Consider the following 15,897-nt stretch of genomic DNA (forward strand, 5'->3'; position numbering starts at 1 on the left):
ATTTAATATATGCTTTATATAATAAAAAAAATTGCTGTTGACAATTACTTTGCACCACATTAATACGGTTTAAGAAAATGTATTGAAGTTTAGTTTTTTATGTTATATAATAATTTGAGTAAATTTGGATTTGTAAGAAACGAAAGGACGGTAATACGTTTTATGAAATTAGGAATAGTAGGGCTTCCAAACGTAGGCAAAAGTACATTGTTTAATGCAATAACTTCAGCAGGAGCTGAATCTGCAAATTATCCATTTTGTACAATTGAGCCCAATGTTGGTGTAGTGGAAGTTCCAGATAAAAGATTGAACTTTTTAACTAAAATGAGCAATTCAGGAAAAACGGTTCCTGCAGTTATAGAATTTTTTGATATAGCCGGGCTTGTGAAAGGAGCCAGCAAAGGCGAGGGGCTTGGAAACAAATTTCTTTCACATATCAGAGAAGTTGAGGCTATAGTCCATGTTGTAAGATGCTTTGATGATGAAAATGTAATACATGTGGAAAGTTCAGTAAACCCAATAAGAGATATAGAAATAATTGAGCTTGAGCTTGTGCTGGCAGATCTGGAAGTGATGGCAAAAAGACTTGAAAGGCTAAGCAAGCTGGTTAAAAATGACAAATCGCTTCTACCTGAGCTTGAGCTTGTAAAGAAAATAGTAAGTGCGCTGGAAAATGAAAAGCAAGCAAGATTCTTAGATTATACAGATGAAGAGCTGAAACTGCTTAAAACCTTTAATCTGATTACTGCTAAGCCTGTACTTTATGCTGCAAATGTTGATGAAGACTACCTTTCAGACCCTTCAGAAAACAAATATGTTGAAGATGTAAAAAAACACGCTGCCCAAGATAACTCAGAAGTTATTACTGTTTGCGGAAAAATAGAAGAAGAAATTTCAGTTCTGGAAGATGATGAAAAAATTGAGTTTCTCCAAGAGCTGGGGCTTGAAGAATCAGGACTCGATAAACTAATAAGAGCAAGTTATAAGCTTCTAGGATTGATTAGCTTTTTTACAACAGGTCCCATGGAGTCCAAAGCTTGGACAATTATAGACGGAACCAAAGCTCCACAGGCAGCCGGAAAAATTCATTCCGATATAGAAAGAGGATTTATCCGTGCAGAAGTAACCTCATATGAGGATGCCGAAAAATATGGAACCATGCAGGTTGTTAAAGAAAAAGGTCTGATGCGCCTGGAAGGAAAGGAATATACTGTACAAGACGGAGACATCATCCTATTTAGGTTTAATGTATAGACAAAAAATTATAAAAAGAGTTTGAGTTCAGTTTAGCCCAAACTCTTTTTTATAAACTTAGGGGGTTGAAGTTTTGGGTTATAAAATATATGCAGTATTGATTATTTTAACTTTTGGTTTTACTTTTTTTGAGATTTTCAATATCAGTTCAAGAATTAAGAAAAGATTAATTGAAGAAATAATCATATTAAATTATAATATTAGCAATTTTATATATGCTTTTATCTATATTATAATACTAATATCTTGGCTTGTATTGCTGAACAATAAAATACGAAACGTTAATTTTCTAATAGCGGGAAATTATATTCGTAATATTTTTCAATTACTTGATTTTGAAGCCTTGAGATCTGCAAAGGAATATTTCTATGAAAATAATATGGTAGCGCACTTTTATCAAACGGTGATATTTATAAAAGATTTTCCAAATTATTTATTTTGGTCCAGCTTTTCCTTATGTATGTCAATTCTATTCCTTTATAAGGGTTTTCAGAAAAATAGAATTTACGAAAGCGGCATCATGCATAACTGTAAAATAATTAAATGGCCTGGTATTAAGAATTATATATGGAGTGACCCGTACAAAAGTAAAGTACTTGATAAAAATGAATATTGTAAACTTATAATTGATTTGCCGACTTTTTTTAATTTAAACACAAAAGTAAAATTAAAAATTAAATGCGAAACAAAAGATGCAGTCGATAATATTTTAAACATTCATACGAATATAAAATCATAAAAACAATATCATATAGGCTAAAACCGCTTTAACTAAGCTTAAAGCGGTTTTCCGTAATTCCTAAATATTTTTGTTATATGACTCCAGATATTCAAAAGCATTCTTTATCATTTCCGGTGTAACTTTGTACGGATAATGACGCACGTCTATACCTTTCAATGCCTTTTCTATTACACTATCCACATCGTCCATTGAGCAATGTATATCTTCAAGCTTTGTGGGCAAACCTATAGTTTTGTTGAAATTAAAAATTCGTTCAAATTCCTTTTCTTGTTTATCAACTATGAGCAAAATTAAAATACCATATGAAACTATTTCACCATGCAAATGTCCATATTTCTCAATTTGCGGTATTATTGTAAACCCGTTGTATATTGCATGTGCAAGGCCTGTTGTTATATCTATGCTAACAAGATTTGAAACAAAACCTGTTGATATAATAACACCAAGTATTATTTCTTCCAATTCACTAGATACCCTATTATTTTTACAATCATCCAAGGCTTTAATTCCATATTTTACAAAGGGTTTACTGCACATATTTGCCACGTACACACCCATCGCCTGTGAATGTTTCAGTTCATCTCCTCTGCTGGATACAGAACTTTCATAATATTTCGCCATGGAATCGCCTATTCCTGCCCAAAGATATTTATCAGACGCCTGCGCTATTATTTCGCTGTCGATAAATATGTGAGTTGCCGGAATAGTTGAAAATGAATATTCTCTCAATGATCCGTCTGGATGATATAATATACCAAGGCTAGTACATGCAGCACATGTAGATGCTATAGTAGGAAACGTAAAGAATTTCCTGTTAGTCCTTTGAGCCAGCACCTTACATGTATCCATTGCTTTGCCTCCCCCAACAGCGAAAATCATGTTTGCCTCAATCACTTCGGGTATGGAATTCAATCTTTCGATGTTTTCCACCGAAGCTTCTCCTCCGTATGGGAAAAAGCCTGTGATTTCAAGCTCACTTCCTTTTACAGACTCCTGAATTTTATTTTTAGCGGCATTTATAGCTCTTTCTCCCCCTATAACAACCGCCTTTTTTCCGAATGGGCTGCATATTTTTACTACTTCCTTATAAGCATCAGGTCCTATTGTGTAACCTGGAAATAATTGTGTATTCATAATTTTGTCTCCTTTATTATAATTGCTAAACTTACTAACATTCTGTTTTTTCGGCGAATCCGTTGTATGGTTCAGTTAATATGTCAGCTTTATCACAGCTTTGTTCCTTTATGAATTTTCTATTCTTGTAAACACCTATTGTCAAGAACGGAACTATTATAATTGCAATACCCAGATATCCCATATAGCCGTAGCCATATTTTATAATCTTATCTAATCCTACCATTGAAATCCCCATAGATAAAAGCATAATAAACCCTGATACTATAATTCTTCTTCCTATAACATTCTTTATGCCTTCAAGCATTTTAGACTTGTCAAATTTATCAACAAAGCCATAAATTGTTGTCACGCCTGTGGAAATAAAGCAAAGGAACAAGCATATATTGTATGCCCAAAATACATATGATTTACCCAGCTGCTTAGCTATATACAGAGCCGGCAGAGTCATTTCTCCGGCCTGAGTAAACTCCGCATACCACCCTAACAGCATTATTACCGACAACACCAGCGCAATTGAATTAATTATAAATGAAATCATCATGGAACGAGATACCGCCTTAGGACTTTTTAATGCCCTGCCGCAAGATATCATCGTAGGTATAACCACCGATTGAAAGCCAGCATAAGTAAATGCTTTTAGGATTCCTGTTCCAATGTTCGCAGTCCCGGATTTAACAGCAAATATATTTGATACTTCAGGCATTCTTGCATTGATTCCCAGTATGAATATTACAGCGCACGAAGTTAATATTCCTATTGACATTACAGTTGATGCTTTAGCAACCAGCGTTGCTCCAAAAATAGTCAATAAAAGCAGAATTCCTCCTACTGTCAAAACAGCATACACATATTGAATACCATATGTTTTGTTAAGTAACGATGCCGCTCCTGCAATAACAGCACCCACCGCACACAAAACCATCGTATAAAAGTAAATATCAAACAATATAGAAATTTTATCAAACGGATGGTACAGAGTCTGAAACAGCTCCTTAGAGCTGGTAAGCCCCCTGGTATTGTACATAATAATGCATTCTCGAATAGTCAAGGTCAGTATTGCCATAGCAATCACTGCCATAAAAGGTGCAAACCACCCATACTGCACATAATACTGTGTTGCCTGATTTCCTGTAGCAAAGCCTCCTCCGGCATGCGAACTAAACAGGACACATGCAACTGAAATTACTCCTGCCATACTCATGTTTCTTGTTACTTGTCTTTGTTTTTCCATTTTTAATACCTCTCATGATTTTAGTTTAAATACACTGGTTGTCAGTTATCCATGAGAAAGGCAAAAAAAACTCCATCTCTCAGGGTATACTAATCCCTAAGAGACGGAAGACATATATCTTTCGCGGTACCACTCTTATTCATTTCATATGAAATGCACTCTCCAGATACGGGTTATTTCTAATCGATATCCTGCCATTTTTAACGATTGGCTTATTCGTACCTACCTACTTAAATTTTCGGAAGATCCGCTCCAAGGCTAGTTCAGCATCTCGTAGAATATTGTTTTTCACCGGCCAACAACTCTCTGAATTCACTAAAAATGCTTAATACTCCTTATCACAGCGTTTATGTTGCTCATTAATTTATGTATTTTTTAGGATTATACACCTGTACAAATTCTTTGTCAATATAAATTTATAAATATGCTATTTTTTTTATAATCACCTTTAACATTCTTTTATTACATAATTAGATTCATTTATTGAACAAAAAATCTGCAGCTTAATATTATAGTATATGATATTTATTTTTATCAAAATTATCGGAAAGGAATTATGAAATGGTAAATTTAAATCCAGATGATCTATATATTGAATTTGTAGATGTTAATGCCACAGAACCCATCATACCCAGACGTTACACTTTAACTCATTCTGATTTAACAGGAGAATTGTTTTTAACAATTGGTTTGGAGTTTGCTTATAATAGAATTAACCCTAAAAGAGATGAAGTTATGGGAGAATGGATACAGAATGGAGAAAGTTATCTCTACTACGTTTATTTATATGTAAACGGCAGGTTCACTACTCCAGAAGTCAAGGCAGTACGCGAAGCCATATTCAGAAATAACCTCCCTACAGCTCTAGAAGCCATAAGATACGGCGATAGGAAATTATTTGCCGCTCACCCCGAGCTTGACAACATTCCAATAATAGTATATTTTCTATCCACTGATCCTAATTTTAACAAAACAGAAAATTGGGGCACATTTTCTGATTACAATATGACTTTTGCCCAAAGATATCGATATAATAAAAAAAGCCCGAAATAATCGGGCATTTTTATTATATCTTTCTAAAATTTACATCAGCTGTTATGAATATGCTTCAGCATTTTGTAGAAGTTTTCATCTCTTCTGGCCATAGCCTCATCACCCTTACCGTCTGAATAATCATACCATCCCTTTCCGGATTTAACTCCAAACACACTGCTATCCATCAGCTCTTGCTGAAGTTTTGTTGGATTTTTTTCATCGCTAAGTTCATTAAACAAGTATGATGATATATAGTAGAAGGTGTCAAGTCCGCCTAAATCTGCCGTCTCGAAAGGACCAAGCACAGGATATCTGAACCCAGGCCCGTACTTCATAGCTTTATCAACATCTTCAACAGTTGCTATACCTTCTTCTACAATTTTTAACGCTTCTCTATATACTGCAAATTGTATTCTGTTTCCTATAAAACCGTTGACGTCCTTCAATACAACAACAGACTCTTTACCTATTCTATCAACTATCTGCTGTAATGTTTCAACTGTTTCTTCAGATGTTTCGTCTGATTTTATTAGTTCAATTAACGGTATGATGTGCGGCGGATTCCACCAATGCATTCCTATAAATCTTTTTTTATTTATTACTTTTTCGCATATTCCATTTATACTCAAGCCTGACGTGTTTGTGGCAAATATGCAGTCATTTTTAGCAATTGATTCAACCTCAGCCCAATAATCCTGCTTAATACCCATTTTTTCTATTATTGCTTCTATAATCAGATCTGCATCCTCGAAAGCTTTTTTTTCAGTAGAAAACGAAATGTGTTTTAATGCATCCTGAGCCTCTTTTTCAGTTAGCAAACCTTCATTTATTAATGTTTTTTGATTTAAATTTATAATTCTTTTTGTGTTTTCTAAAAACTTTTCAGCTAAATCCACAACAACTACATCATATCCGTTCTGTGCAAAAATTTGGGCTATACCTGAGCCCATTGTGCCTCCTCCGGCAACTCCTATTTTTTTAATGTCTTCTGCTTTCATTTCATTCCTCCTTATGTAAACATCAACAAAATTCATACAATAATGAAGATGCGGTTTTCTGCATCTTCATTAAACTATTTTCTAGTAAATTCCTAAACTTCCTATAAGAATTGCAGGTATTGATGCAACTAACGGTAGTACAAGTGAAGTCATACAAATATCTATATAGGAATCCTTGTGAGTCATTCCCGTAACTGCCAAAAGCGTTAATACTGCACCATTGTGCGGAAGTGTATCAAGGCCTCCTGATGCCAGAGATGCCACTCTGTGGAATGCCTCAGGACTTATTCCTGTCTCCATTGCTATTGCCAGATATTTTTCACCCAATGCCTCAAGAGCTATACTCATGCCGCCTGATGCAGAACCTGTAGCGCCTGCCAGCAAGTTAACTGCAATTGCTTCAGAAATAAGTGGAGTTCCTGGAACATTGAGCAATATTCCGGTTAAAGTTGCAAAGCCGGGAACTGATTTAACTACCGTTCCAAATCCAACAGCAGCCGCAGTATTTAGTATAGCAGTAATGGAACCGACTGCACCGTTACTGATTGATTTTGTAAACCCTTGATATTTATTGAAATTTAAAATCATTGCTAAGATAATGCCGCATAGTAATGCAATAACAATATCCCAGTCAAAAATGTTCATGGTAACTATTACAGTAACCAGCGGGAGGAATGATAGAAACGGGTTCGGAAGTTTGCTGTAATCAATAACTGCTGCCTCTTTGTTTTTAGGTTCAGTAAAAACATCTCCGGCTGCAGTAAATTTCTTTTCCCTTCTCTGAAGCCACAAAACTCCAAGTACAAACATCAGCACCGCTGCTAATGTTCCCATTATAGGAGCAGCCGTAGGTGAAGTGCCGTAATAATTTGTCGGAATAATATTTTGGATTTGAGGTGTACCTGGTATTGCAGTCATGGTAAATGTAAACGATCCTAGTGCGATAGCTCCTGGTATCAACTTTCTTGTAATGTTAGCTTCTCTAAACAATTCAAGTGCCAAAGGATACATTGCAAAAACAACAACAAACAGTGAGATTCCACCATACGTTAAAACTCCACACCCTACAACTACTCCGATAATTGCCCTTTTTGCTCCCAGTGTCTTAGTCAGCCAATGAGCTATTGATTTTGCAGAGCCTGTATAATCCATTAAATGGCCAAATATTGCACCAAGCATAAATACAGGGAACCACGATTTAACATATCCTGCAAGCCCGGTCATATATGTTTCTCTGTACAGATCAAGAGCATTAAGACCTCCTGACAAACCAACTACCAATGCACAAACAGGCGCAACCCATAAAATTGAATACCCTCTATAGGCTAAAAACATTAAAAGAACTAATCCTATAATAATACCTAACATATATTTTCCTCCTGTCTTTTTTATTAAAATTTGTGTGCAGCCTCAGCATTGCCGAAGCTGCAATTAAAATGCTAAGATGCAGTCCATCCGCAGTCAATTGTAAACATGCTGCCTGTTATGCAGTCTCCTGTTTCCGAGCACAAAAATTTTGTAACTTCAGCAACATCTTTAGGCTCCAATAACTTTTTAACGAATGCCTTTGTAAGCATTATGTCAGAAACAACCTTATCTTCTGGAATTCCGTGACTCTTTGCTTGATCCGCAATTTGCTTATCAACCAATGGAGTTCTTACATATGAAGGACAAATCATATTGCAGGTAATACCGTATTTCCCGCCTTCGACTGCGGAAGTTTTTGTTAATCCTCCGAGACCATGTTTAGCGGATATATACGCAACCTTATATTCTGAAGCAATTAATCCGTGGATTGACCCCATGTTTATGATTCTTCCCCATCCTTGAGCTTTCATGGACGGCCAGACATATTTTGTTAATAGGAACGGCGCTGTCAACATTAAATCCATCATAAATTTCCATTTATCCTCAGGAAAATCTTCAATCGGGCATACTGTCTGTATTCCTGCAACATTGACAAGCACATCAACCTTAGTATGTTTCTCAAGAGCAAAATCGACTAAGCTCTTGCAGTCTTCCTGTTTACTCAAATCTGTCTTTATATACGAAGCACCCAATCTGTCTGCTTCTTCTTTTAATTTATCTTCATTAATATCAGCCATTACTACTTTAGCACCTTCATTTGAAAACGCTTCTGCTATAGCCAGACCTATTCCGCTGGCAGCTCCGGTAACTATGCAAACTCTATTTTCTAACATGAAATCCTCCTGTTTAATTAATTTACTATATTTCTATATGCTTAAGATTTTCATCAACAATCAGTGTTGCTTCTGTAGCAGCCTGAACATCCTCAACAGAATATTCCGGGTTGATTTCTTTCAGTACAATTCCTTTATTTGTAACTTCCATAACTCCCATTTCCGTAACTATTAAGTCTACGGCATTAACGGCTGTCAACGGAAGCTTGCATTGCTTCAATATTTTGTGGTTTCCTTTTGCTGTATGGCTCATGGCAACGATAACCCTTTTTGCTCCTGTTACCAAATCCATTGCTCCACCCATTCCGGGAACCATTTTTCCTGGTACCATCCAGTTTGCAAGATTTCCTTTTTCATCAACCTCCAATGCTCCGAGAACCGTAGCATCTACATGACCACCTCTGATAATAGCGAATGAATCGGCACTGTCAAAAAATGAGCCTCCCGGATTTATCGTAACAGGTATCCCTCCTGCATTTACAAGATACGGATCTTCCTTACCCTCTTCAGGCACAGGACCAATTCCAAGAAATCCGTTTTCTGACTGCAATGTAATTTCTATTCCTTCAGGAAGAAAATTTGCAACCATTGTAGGAAGTCCTATTCCAAGATTAACAACATCTCCGTCATTTAATTCCTTGGCGACTCTTCTGGCAATATATTCTTTATCATTCATTACGCTTCACCTCCAACATCAACAATATAATCTACGAATATTCCTGGTGTCATAACATCGTCAGGATCAATTTCTCCCACTTCAACAACTTGATCAGCTTCAACAACTACCACATCAGCTGCAGTTGCCATAATAGTATTAAAGTTCCTTGTGGCTTTCGCATACCTTACGTTGCCTTTTTTATCAACCTTTGCACCTACTATTAGTGCTATATCAGCTTTCAAAGGCTTCTCCAGAAGATATTCTTTTCCATCTATTGTTAAGATGTCTTTTCCTTCAGCAACTATCGTACCAATTCCTGTAGGTGTTAATACGCCTCCCAGACCTGCACCAGCTGCCCTTATCCTCTCTGCAAGTGTCCCTTGCGGAACAAGTTCAACATCCATTTCTCCTGAATTCATTTGTCTTCCTGTTTCTTTGTTTGTTCCAACATGCGATGCTATTAATTTCTTTACCTGCTTATTAACTATTAATTTTCCTATGCCTATTTCCGGGAAAGATGTGTCATTGGCTATAAGAGTTAAGTCCTTTACACCTTTTTCTACCAATGCATCAACAATAACATAAGGGTTTTTGCAACCTAAAAATCCTCCAACCATTATTGTCATTCCGTCATGAATCATTTCCACTGCTTCTTCAACTGTTATCAATTTATCTTTCAAAGTGAATCCCCCTATCTCTTAACGATTAATGCAGTACCCTGACCGCCGCCTATACATAATGTTGCCAAGCCTGTTTTTGCATCTCTTTTAACCATTTCATGGATTAAAGTTACAAGAATTCTGGTACCGGAACATCCAACCGGATGCCCTAATGCAATAGCACCGCCATTAACATTTGTTTTTTCAGCATCTAAGTTCAAATCTCTGACAACTGCAATAGATTGTGCTGCAAAAGCTTCATTTGCTTCTACTAAATCAATGTCTTCAATAGTCATTCCCGCTTTTGATAATGCTTTTTTTGTTGCAGGAACGGGGCCGTAGCCCATTATTTTAGGATCAACGCCCGCAGAGGCATATGATACTATAACAGCCAAAGGTTCAACGCCCAGTTCCTCGGCTTTTTCCTTTGACATTAACAATACTGCTGCTGCTCCGTCATTGATACCTGACGATGATCCAGCTGTAACAGTTCCGTCTTTTTTAAATGCTGGTCTCAGCTTTGACAAACCTTCCAAGGTTGCTCCGAATCTGGGAAATTCATCCGTATCAACAACTATCGGATCACCTTTCCTTTGAGGAATAGATACAGGAACAATTTCATCTTTGAATTTTCCTTCTTTTATTGCCTTTTCTGCCCTATTCTGACTTCTTACCGCAAATTCATCCTGCTCATTTCTGGTTATATTCCATTGTTCTGCAATATTTTCTGCCGTGATGCCCATATGATAGTTATTAAATATATCTGTTAAGCCATCTGCAACCATTGAATCTATAATAGCTGCATCACCCATTCTGAAGCCCCATCTTCCCTTTGGAATAATATATGGAGCCATACTCATGTTTTCTGATCCTCCTGCCAGAACAACATCGGCTTCACCAAGAGCTATTGCTTGAGCAGCCAGCTGTACTGTCTTTAGCCCCGAACCACAAACTTTGTTTATTGTCATCGAAGGCACCTCAATAGGAACGCCTATAGCTACTGATACTTGTCTGGCCAGGTTTTGTCCAATACCGGCCTGAAGAACATTTCCAAATATAACCTCATCTACCGCTTCCGGACTAACGTTTGCCTTTTTAAGAGCAGCATCTGCGGCAGCGGCACCCAGCTTAACTGCAGATACATCTTTAAAACACCCACCAAAACTGCCTATTGGTGTTCTTACCGCACTTGCTATTATAACTTCTCTCATGATTCCTCCTTAAATTTTTTAGTTAGTGTGTATGTTAATATATAAAGCAAGTACTGTGCCAATTGATTAAAATATTTTTAGATTAATTAATAATGCTAAAATTTCAATGTTTTTAAAGGAATATAGATCAAAATAAATTATATACATAAAAATACAGTGTAGATGTTTGTCTACACTGTATTTTTGTTAATTAATAAACTATTTAATTATATATATAATCATGAGATTAATTAGAACTGTAGATATATTTCTACGCTTTTTTAATTTGTAGATATTATTCTACACAATGTTTTTGATGTCTATACCATATCCCGAAAGCTTTTTATATAGGGCCGTCCTGTGTATCCCAAGCTTTTTAGCTGCTTCTGTCCTGCTTCCTTTTGAAGCTCTTAATGCTGATATTATTGCATTTATTTCTGCTTCTGCTATTTTATCCTTTAATTGCTTATTTGCTGATTTTTTTGATTCCATAACAAGTTTGTCACTTATAAAATCCGGAAGATGCTGCATTGAAACATAATTTCCCATGGATATATTTGATGCTCTTTCTAGTACATTTCTTAATTCTCTGACATTGCCAGGCCAATCATACAACCTCATGGCAAGTATGGCCTTATCCGTCACCTTCTTATGATTTAATCCTGCCTCCAGCTGTTTAGTCAGTATATCCTCACATAAGGTCTCAAGGTCGTCTATGCGTTCTCTTAATGGTGGTATCTTAATTTCAACAACATTAAGCCTGTAGAACAAATCCTGTCTGAAAAGACCCTTTTCAACTAATTTCTCCAATCCTTCATTTGTGCACGCTATAACTCTTATGTCGATCTTGATTCCTTCATTTCCGCCGATCCTCTCAAATTCCCTTTCTTCTAAAACTCTTAAAAGTTTTGCCTGCATACTGAAAGGCAAAGAGCTTATCTCATCCAATAAAACTGTACCACCGTTTGCCAATTCAAGCTTTCCCATTTTGCCTTCCTTCTTTGCACCTGTAAATGCGCCTGATTCATATCCAAACAGTTCTGACTCTAAAAGTTCATGAGGAATTGCGGCACAATTGATTCTTACAAACGGACTTTTTCTCCTGCTGCTTGCATCATGAATCGCATGAGCAAAAAATTCCTTACCAGTACCGCTCTCGCCCTCTATCAATATGGTTGAAGATGAACTTGCAGCTTTTAAGGCTATGCTTTTAATAGCAATCATTTTTTTATTTTTAGTAATAATGTCATCAAAAGTATAGTTTGCACAATACATTTTTCCTATTTCATTTTTATAAATGCTTACTGTGTTTTCAAGAATTTTAAGCCTTGTTGCCAGATCCTTAACCTCCTTGACATCCTTGAACAATACTGTTCCCACAGCTCCGATTACTTTGCCGTCCTTAATTATGGGTGTCCTGCTGGCTATCATGTCATGTCCCTGAATTCTTTGGATATCATACAACTCCTTATTGCCCGTTTTAAGAACTATATGCAGTCTCGTGTTTTCTATTACATCTTCGACAGGTTTTCCCAATACATCCTCTTCCTTTATTCCAAAAAGCTTTTCATAATTCCACTTAATTATTTTTCCTTCATCATTTATCAACACAATACCTTGGTAAGCATTGTCCAAAATATCCTTCATACTGCTTAAGCCTAACTTAAGTTCCTCAATTTCCGATTTAGTCTCCTCAATGTCTATTATTTCTTTAAATATCAAGCCTTTGTAATCGTTTTCATCAAATGTACTAAAATTATATGACTCCACAATAATTTTCTTTTGATTCATACTTATTTCTTTTTCTGTTATTTCATTACCGGTCAATATGTTTGTAATACCGAACTGATTCAAGATTTCCGTTACTTTAAAGTGTTCTCCATACTTAATATTAAATAAAATCTTGAAACTCTTGTTAATTATGATATTTTTCTTTTCGTCAATTAACAATATTCCGTCGCTAAGATTGTCAATAAAACTCCTGAATTCATCAAAATTCTTCATAACACCCCCCCCTTCAGGTTACTAAATATATACCCATGTTATATAAATTTATTCTATATTATGTAAAAAAAAACGAAAAAATTTTATATAACAAAAAGAAGCTTTTTACAAAAACTAACATTTTATTTAGGGCTATAAATTATTCTGTCTTCATTACTAGCCAAAGCACATATTCATTCATCCAATAGTTCATAAACACGTTCTCTTATTTATCATAATCATCTAAGAAGCTGTGTCGTTTATTGCCTTTTTTATAACCTATTATGGTTTCCAAGTTAACATTATGAATACTTCTGAAAATATTTGCGTCTATATGATGATTTGTCTTTCTGAGCTTTCTTATAAGTTCCTTTATTTCCTGGCGCTTAGACCCCATGCCTTCATCTCCTGCGGCGCAGGATTCAGTTAATCTGCAGGCGCATCGTATAAATTGTAGATCATTATATCTTTTCCATGCTATGATATCGTCCTCCTTAATTTTGTACATAGGTCTAATCAGTTCCATTCCTTCATGATTTGTACTTTTGAGCTTAGGCATCATAGTTTTGAATTCAGCAGCATAAAGAGTGCTCATTAATACAGTTTCAATAACATCGTCAAAATGATGTCCCAAAGAAATTTTATTGCAGCCCAGTTCTCTTGCATATCTGTACAAATACCCTCTTCTCATTCTTGCACACAAATAGCAAGGCGTTTCTTCGATATTTGCAACTATATCATATATTTGCGTATTAAACACTTTAATAGGCACGTTTAACAGTCTGGCATTATCTTCTATAATCTGTCTGTTTATTTCATTGTAGCCTGGATTCATAACAATATATTCAGTTTCAAAATTAACATCACTGTATTTTTGAAGCTGCTGCATGCATTTGGCCATGAGCATGGAATCTTTACCTCCGGAAATACATACCGCAATTTTATCCCCATCCTTAATTAATTTATATTCTTTAACTGCAGATATAAACTTTGACCATATGCTTTTTCTAAATTTTTTAACTATACTTCTTTCTACTTCTTCATATTTTTCCATATAAACCTACTTTACATATTTTTCATAACATTTATCAAACGCACCAGAAAACAGTGCGCTAGTTTAATATCCTATATATTAAATATGTTCACCACATGTTCATAAACAGGAGTAGTTTGCCGCATAATATAAATAAAATTATATTATATATTAATTATATTAATTATATTAAATTTTTACAAGCTAAATTTATAATATATATTGCACGCAGTTATATTTTTTGCTAAACTGAAGTATAAATATAATACTAAACTGAGCAGCTAAGATAGTAGCAGATTGCAAAAATTTCAATATGTAGAACCATCTACCGCAAAGTACAATTAATATTTTGCAATGTTAATTTAGATATAATGTTATAATGTTTGCCAAAAACAATTATATACCGCAAGGGTAGAACTTTAAAGGAGGTAACAATGGAAAGAGCTCACCAAATAGACTACCGGGTTTACGGGGATGATATCCAATTTGTAGAAATCTCGTTGGACTACGGCGAAACCATAATTGCAGAACCTGGTGCAATGATGTACATGGATGCCGACATAGAGATGGATACCGTCTTTGGAGACGGAAACAGAAGAGAATCTTCAAAAGGCTTTAAAGGAATCTTGGCCACAGCAGGCAAGCGCGTTCTTTCAGGTGAAAATTTATTTACTTCAACATTTACAAACAAATCCATAGAAAAAAAATCTCTGGCATTTGCAGCTCCATATCCAGGAAAAATAATACCGGTTAATCTTATGGATTACGGAGGGCAACTAATTTGTCAAAGAGATTCCTATCTTTGTTCCGCTAAGGGAATAGAAATCAGCATAGCATTCCAGAAAAAAATAGGTGTTGGTTTCTTCGGCGGAGAAGGATTTATAATGCAAAAACTAAGGGGTGATGGACTGGCGTTCTTGCATGCGGGCGGAACGATTATAAAAAGAGAACTTAATGCTGGGGAGATGCTGAAATTAGATACAGGATGCCTTGTTGCGTTCACAGCTGGAGTTGAATATGATGTACAGTTCGTAGGCAATGTAAAAAGCGCCCTGTTCGGAGGAGAAGGGTTGTTCCTTGCAACACTTAGAGGACCGGGAACAGTGTGGCTTCAATCACTTCCTTTCAGCAGGATGGCTGACAGGATATTTTCTGCCAGCAAAAAAGCTAATTCAGGTGCATCAAGCAAGGGAGAAGGAAGTCTACTGGGAAGCATAGGTATCGGAAACCTGTTTGGAGAGGATTAACGGTCGAAAATAATTTATAAAAAAGGCTGTCAAAAATGTTTTTTCGACAGCCTAAAATTTTGCTTGCTTAGTTATTATTCAATACTAATTGCATCTGTTGGACAACCATCTGCAGCTTCTTTTGCACAATCTTCGTTCTCATCCGCTACCGGATCCTGTATTACAGTTGAGATATCTTCATCATCCATTTCAAATACTCCGGGACACACAGATACACACAGTCCGCAGCTGATACATGCGTCTCTGTCTACTATAGCTTTCATATTATCCTCCTTTATTGATTAATATTGTTACTAAAATAGTGTTAAGGCATAATTATTATAATTCCTTATGATGAATAGAATTAATTATAATCTGTTTTGCCTTTTCATGTCCGTATTTAGCTTTACCTTGTATTTCAGGAACAGGTGGCTCTTCATTTTTTTTGAAATGCTGCTTTTTATTGCTTTCTGTTCCATGCGGATCTCTTGGATCCGGCCTTCTCATTCCTGCTTTTGCCATAAAATCACCTCTGTTTTAGTGTGATTTA

At 35.8% G+C, this 15,897-nt stretch carries 16 protein-coding genes and 1 other annotated feature; of the genes, 4 read left to right on the forward strand and 12 right to left on the reverse strand.

Translation table 11 applies throughout. The features are described from left to right. Nucleotides 1-162: 162 nt before the first annotated feature. Both ychF and RBQ61_RS12385 read left to right on the forward strand, forming a co-directional pair. Nucleotides 163-1,254 carry a redox-regulated ATPase YchF gene (gene ychF / locus RBQ61_RS12380; RefSeq protein WP_308140118.1) on the forward strand — a complete coding sequence of 364 codons (1,092 nt, stop codon included), beginning with the start codon at nucleotides 163-165 and terminating at the stop codon, nucleotides 1,252-1,254. Nucleotides 1,255-1,327: 73 nt separating this feature from the next. Further along, nucleotides 1,328-1,993, forward strand: coding sequence for a hypothetical protein (locus tag RBQ61_RS12385; protein WP_308137621.1), 666 nt, complete (start codon nucleotides 1,328-1,330; stop codon nucleotides 1,991-1,993). 60 nt (nucleotides 1,994-2,053) lie between these two features. Here the strand turns inward: RBQ61_RS12385 and RBQ61_RS12390 are convergent, their stop codons facing one another. Both RBQ61_RS12390 and RBQ61_RS12395 read right to left on the reverse strand, forming a co-directional pair. Beyond that, on the reverse strand, nucleotides 2,054-3,130 hold the full coding sequence (locus RBQ61_RS12390) for an iron-containing alcohol dehydrogenase family protein (RefSeq protein ID WP_308137622.1): 1,077 nt from the start codon (nucleotides 3,128-3,130) through the stop codon (nucleotides 2,054-2,056). A 34-nt stretch (nucleotides 3,131-3,164) separates the two neighbouring features. Further along, nucleotides 3,165-4,364 (reverse strand): hypothetical protein, encoded by a 1,200-nt coding sequence (locus RBQ61_RS12395; protein WP_308137623.1) that lies wholly within the window; start codon nucleotides 4,362-4,364, stop codon nucleotides 3,165-3,167. 96 nt (nucleotides 4,365-4,460) lie between these two features. Continuing rightward, nucleotides 4,461-4,715, reverse strand: a binding site (T-box leader). 210 nt (nucleotides 4,716-4,925) lie between these two features. On the opposite strand from RBQ61_RS12395, the gene RBQ61_RS12400 reads away from it, so the two are divergent. Beyond that, nucleotides 4,926-5,417, forward strand: coding sequence for a staygreen family protein (locus RBQ61_RS12400; RefSeq protein WP_308137624.1), 492 nt, complete (start codon nucleotides 4,926-4,928; stop codon nucleotides 5,415-5,417). 35 nt (nucleotides 5,418-5,452) lie between these two features. Here the strand turns inward: RBQ61_RS12400 and RBQ61_RS12405 are convergent, their stop codons facing one another. The 8 genes from RBQ61_RS12405 to RBQ61_RS12440 form a co-directional block, all read right to left on the reverse strand. Next, nucleotides 5,453-6,397 carry a 3-hydroxyacyl-CoA dehydrogenase family protein gene (locus tag RBQ61_RS12405; RefSeq protein WP_308137625.1) on the reverse strand — a complete coding sequence of 315 codons (945 nt, stop codon included), beginning with the start codon at nucleotides 6,395-6,397 and terminating at the stop codon, nucleotides 5,453-5,455. An 81-nt stretch (nucleotides 6,398-6,478) separates the two neighbouring features. After that, a complete protein-coding gene (locus RBQ61_RS12410) occupies nucleotides 6,479-7,765 on the reverse strand; it encodes a GntP family permease (RefSeq protein WP_308137626.1) in 1,287 nt (428 codons plus the stop codon). 71 nt (nucleotides 7,766-7,836) lie between these two features. Further along, on the reverse strand, nucleotides 7,837-8,598 hold the full coding sequence (locus RBQ61_RS12415) for a 3-hydroxybutyrate dehydrogenase (RefSeq protein ID WP_308137627.1): 762 nt from the start codon (nucleotides 8,596-8,598) through the stop codon (nucleotides 7,837-7,839). Nucleotides 8,599-8,623: 25 nt separating this feature from the next. Continuing rightward, nucleotides 8,624-9,274: a CoA transferase subunit B gene (locus RBQ61_RS12420; RefSeq protein WP_308137628.1), complete on the reverse strand. Its 651-nt coding sequence runs from the start codon at nucleotides 9,272-9,274 to the stop codon at nucleotides 8,624-8,626. Next, nucleotides 9,274-9,936, reverse strand: coding sequence for an acetate CoA-transferase subunit alpha (gene atoD, locus RBQ61_RS12425; protein WP_308137629.1), 663 nt, complete (start codon nucleotides 9,934-9,936; stop codon nucleotides 9,274-9,276). The genes RBQ61_RS12420 and atoD overlap by 1 nt, the downstream gene beginning before the upstream one ends. Nucleotides 9,937-9,947: 11 nt before the next feature. Further along, nucleotides 9,948-11,126 (reverse strand): acetyl-CoA C-acetyltransferase, encoded by a 1,179-nt coding sequence (locus tag RBQ61_RS12430; RefSeq protein WP_308137630.1) that lies wholly within the window; start codon nucleotides 11,124-11,126, stop codon nucleotides 9,948-9,950. A gap of 279 nt (nucleotides 11,127-11,405) precedes the next feature. Beyond that, nucleotides 11,406-13,109, reverse strand: a complete 1,704-nt coding sequence (locus tag RBQ61_RS12435; protein ID WP_308137631.1) for a sigma 54-interacting transcriptional regulator — start codon at nucleotides 13,107-13,109, stop codon at nucleotides 11,406-11,408. A 205-nt stretch (nucleotides 13,110-13,314) separates the two neighbouring features. Beyond that, nucleotides 13,315-14,142 (reverse strand): ATP-binding protein, encoded by an 828-nt coding sequence (locus RBQ61_RS12440; protein ID WP_308137632.1) that lies wholly within the window; start codon nucleotides 14,140-14,142, stop codon nucleotides 13,315-13,317. Between the two features lie 413 nt (nucleotides 14,143-14,555). Between RBQ61_RS12440 and RBQ61_RS12445 the strand changes: the two genes are divergently transcribed. After that, on the forward strand, nucleotides 14,556-15,368 hold the full coding sequence (locus RBQ61_RS12445; protein WP_308137633.1) for a TIGR00266 family protein: 813 nt from the start codon (nucleotides 14,556-14,558) through the stop codon (nucleotides 15,366-15,368). A gap of 74 nt (nucleotides 15,369-15,442) precedes the next feature. On the opposite strand, the gene RBQ61_RS12450 is transcribed toward RBQ61_RS12445, so the two are convergent. Together RBQ61_RS12450 and RBQ61_RS12455 are read right to left on the reverse strand one after the other, a co-directional pair. Continuing rightward, nucleotides 15,443-15,631, reverse strand: coding sequence for a ferredoxin (locus tag RBQ61_RS12450; RefSeq protein WP_308137634.1), 189 nt, complete (start codon nucleotides 15,629-15,631; stop codon nucleotides 15,443-15,445). 55 nt (nucleotides 15,632-15,686) lie between these two features. Continuing rightward, nucleotides 15,687-15,869: a hypothetical protein gene (locus RBQ61_RS12455; protein ID WP_308137635.1), complete on the reverse strand. Its 183-nt coding sequence runs from the start codon at nucleotides 15,867-15,869 to the stop codon at nucleotides 15,687-15,689. Nucleotides 15,870-15,897 lie beyond the last annotated feature (28 nt).

It is taken from the genome of Sedimentibacter sp. MB35-C1, assembly GCF_030913635.1.
Lineage (GTDB): Bacteria > Bacillota > Clostridia > Tissierellales > Sedimentibacteraceae > Sedimentibacter.

What these genes read in the sequence shown, in the direction of transcription:
- RBQ61_RS12450 (WP_308137634.1), bottom strand. Translation starts at nt 15,631, where the DNA reads ATGAAAGCTATAGTAGACAGAGACGCATGTATCAGCTGCGGACTGTGT.
- RBQ61_RS12395 (WP_308137623.1), bottom strand. Translation starts at nt 4,364, where the DNA reads ATGGAAAAACAAAGACAAGTAACAAGAAACATGAGTATGGCAGGAGTA.
- RBQ61_RS12430 (WP_308137630.1), bottom strand. Translation starts at nt 11,126, where the DNA reads ATGAGAGAAGTTATAATAGCAAGTGCGGTAAGAACACCAATAGGCAGT.
- RBQ61_RS12445 (WP_308137633.1), top strand. Translation starts at nt 14,556, where the DNA reads ATGGAAAGAGCTCACCAAATAGACTACCGGGTTTACGGGGATGATATC.
- ychF (WP_308140118.1), top strand. Translation starts at nt 163, where the DNA reads ATGAAATTAGGAATAGTAGGGCTTCCAAACGTAGGCAAAAGTACATTG.
- RBQ61_RS12455 (WP_308137635.1), bottom strand. Translation starts at nt 15,869, where the DNA reads ATGGCAAAAGCAGGAATGAGAAGGCCGGATCCAAGAGATCCGCATGGA.
- RBQ61_RS12400 (WP_308137624.1), top strand. Translation starts at nt 4,926, where the DNA reads ATGGTAAATTTAAATCCAGATGATCTATATATTGAATTTGTAGATGTT.
- RBQ61_RS12390 (WP_308137622.1), bottom strand. Translation starts at nt 3,130, where the DNA reads ATGAATACACAATTATTTCCAGGTTACACAATAGGACCTGATGCTTAT.
- RBQ61_RS12420 (WP_308137628.1), bottom strand. Translation starts at nt 9,274, where the DNA reads ATGAATGATAAAGAATATATTGCCAGAAGAGTCGCCAAGGAATTAAAT.
- RBQ61_RS12415 (WP_308137627.1), bottom strand. Translation starts at nt 8,598, where the DNA reads ATGTTAGAAAATAGAGTTTGCATAGTTACCGGAGCTGCCAGCGGAATA.
- RBQ61_RS12440 (WP_308137632.1), bottom strand. Translation starts at nt 14,142, where the DNA reads ATGGAAAAATATGAAGAAGTAGAAAGAAGTATAGTTAAAAAATTTAGA.
- RBQ61_RS12410 (WP_308137626.1), bottom strand. Translation starts at nt 7,765, where the DNA reads ATGTTAGGTATTATTATAGGATTAGTTCTTTTAATGTTTTTAGCCTAT.
- RBQ61_RS12435 (WP_308137631.1), bottom strand. Translation starts at nt 13,109, where the DNA reads ATGAAGAATTTTGATGAATTCAGGAGTTTTATTGACAATCTTAGCGAC.
- RBQ61_RS12405 (WP_308137625.1), bottom strand. Translation starts at nt 6,397, where the DNA reads ATGAAAGCAGAAGACATTAAAAAAATAGGAGTTGCCGGAGGAGGCACA.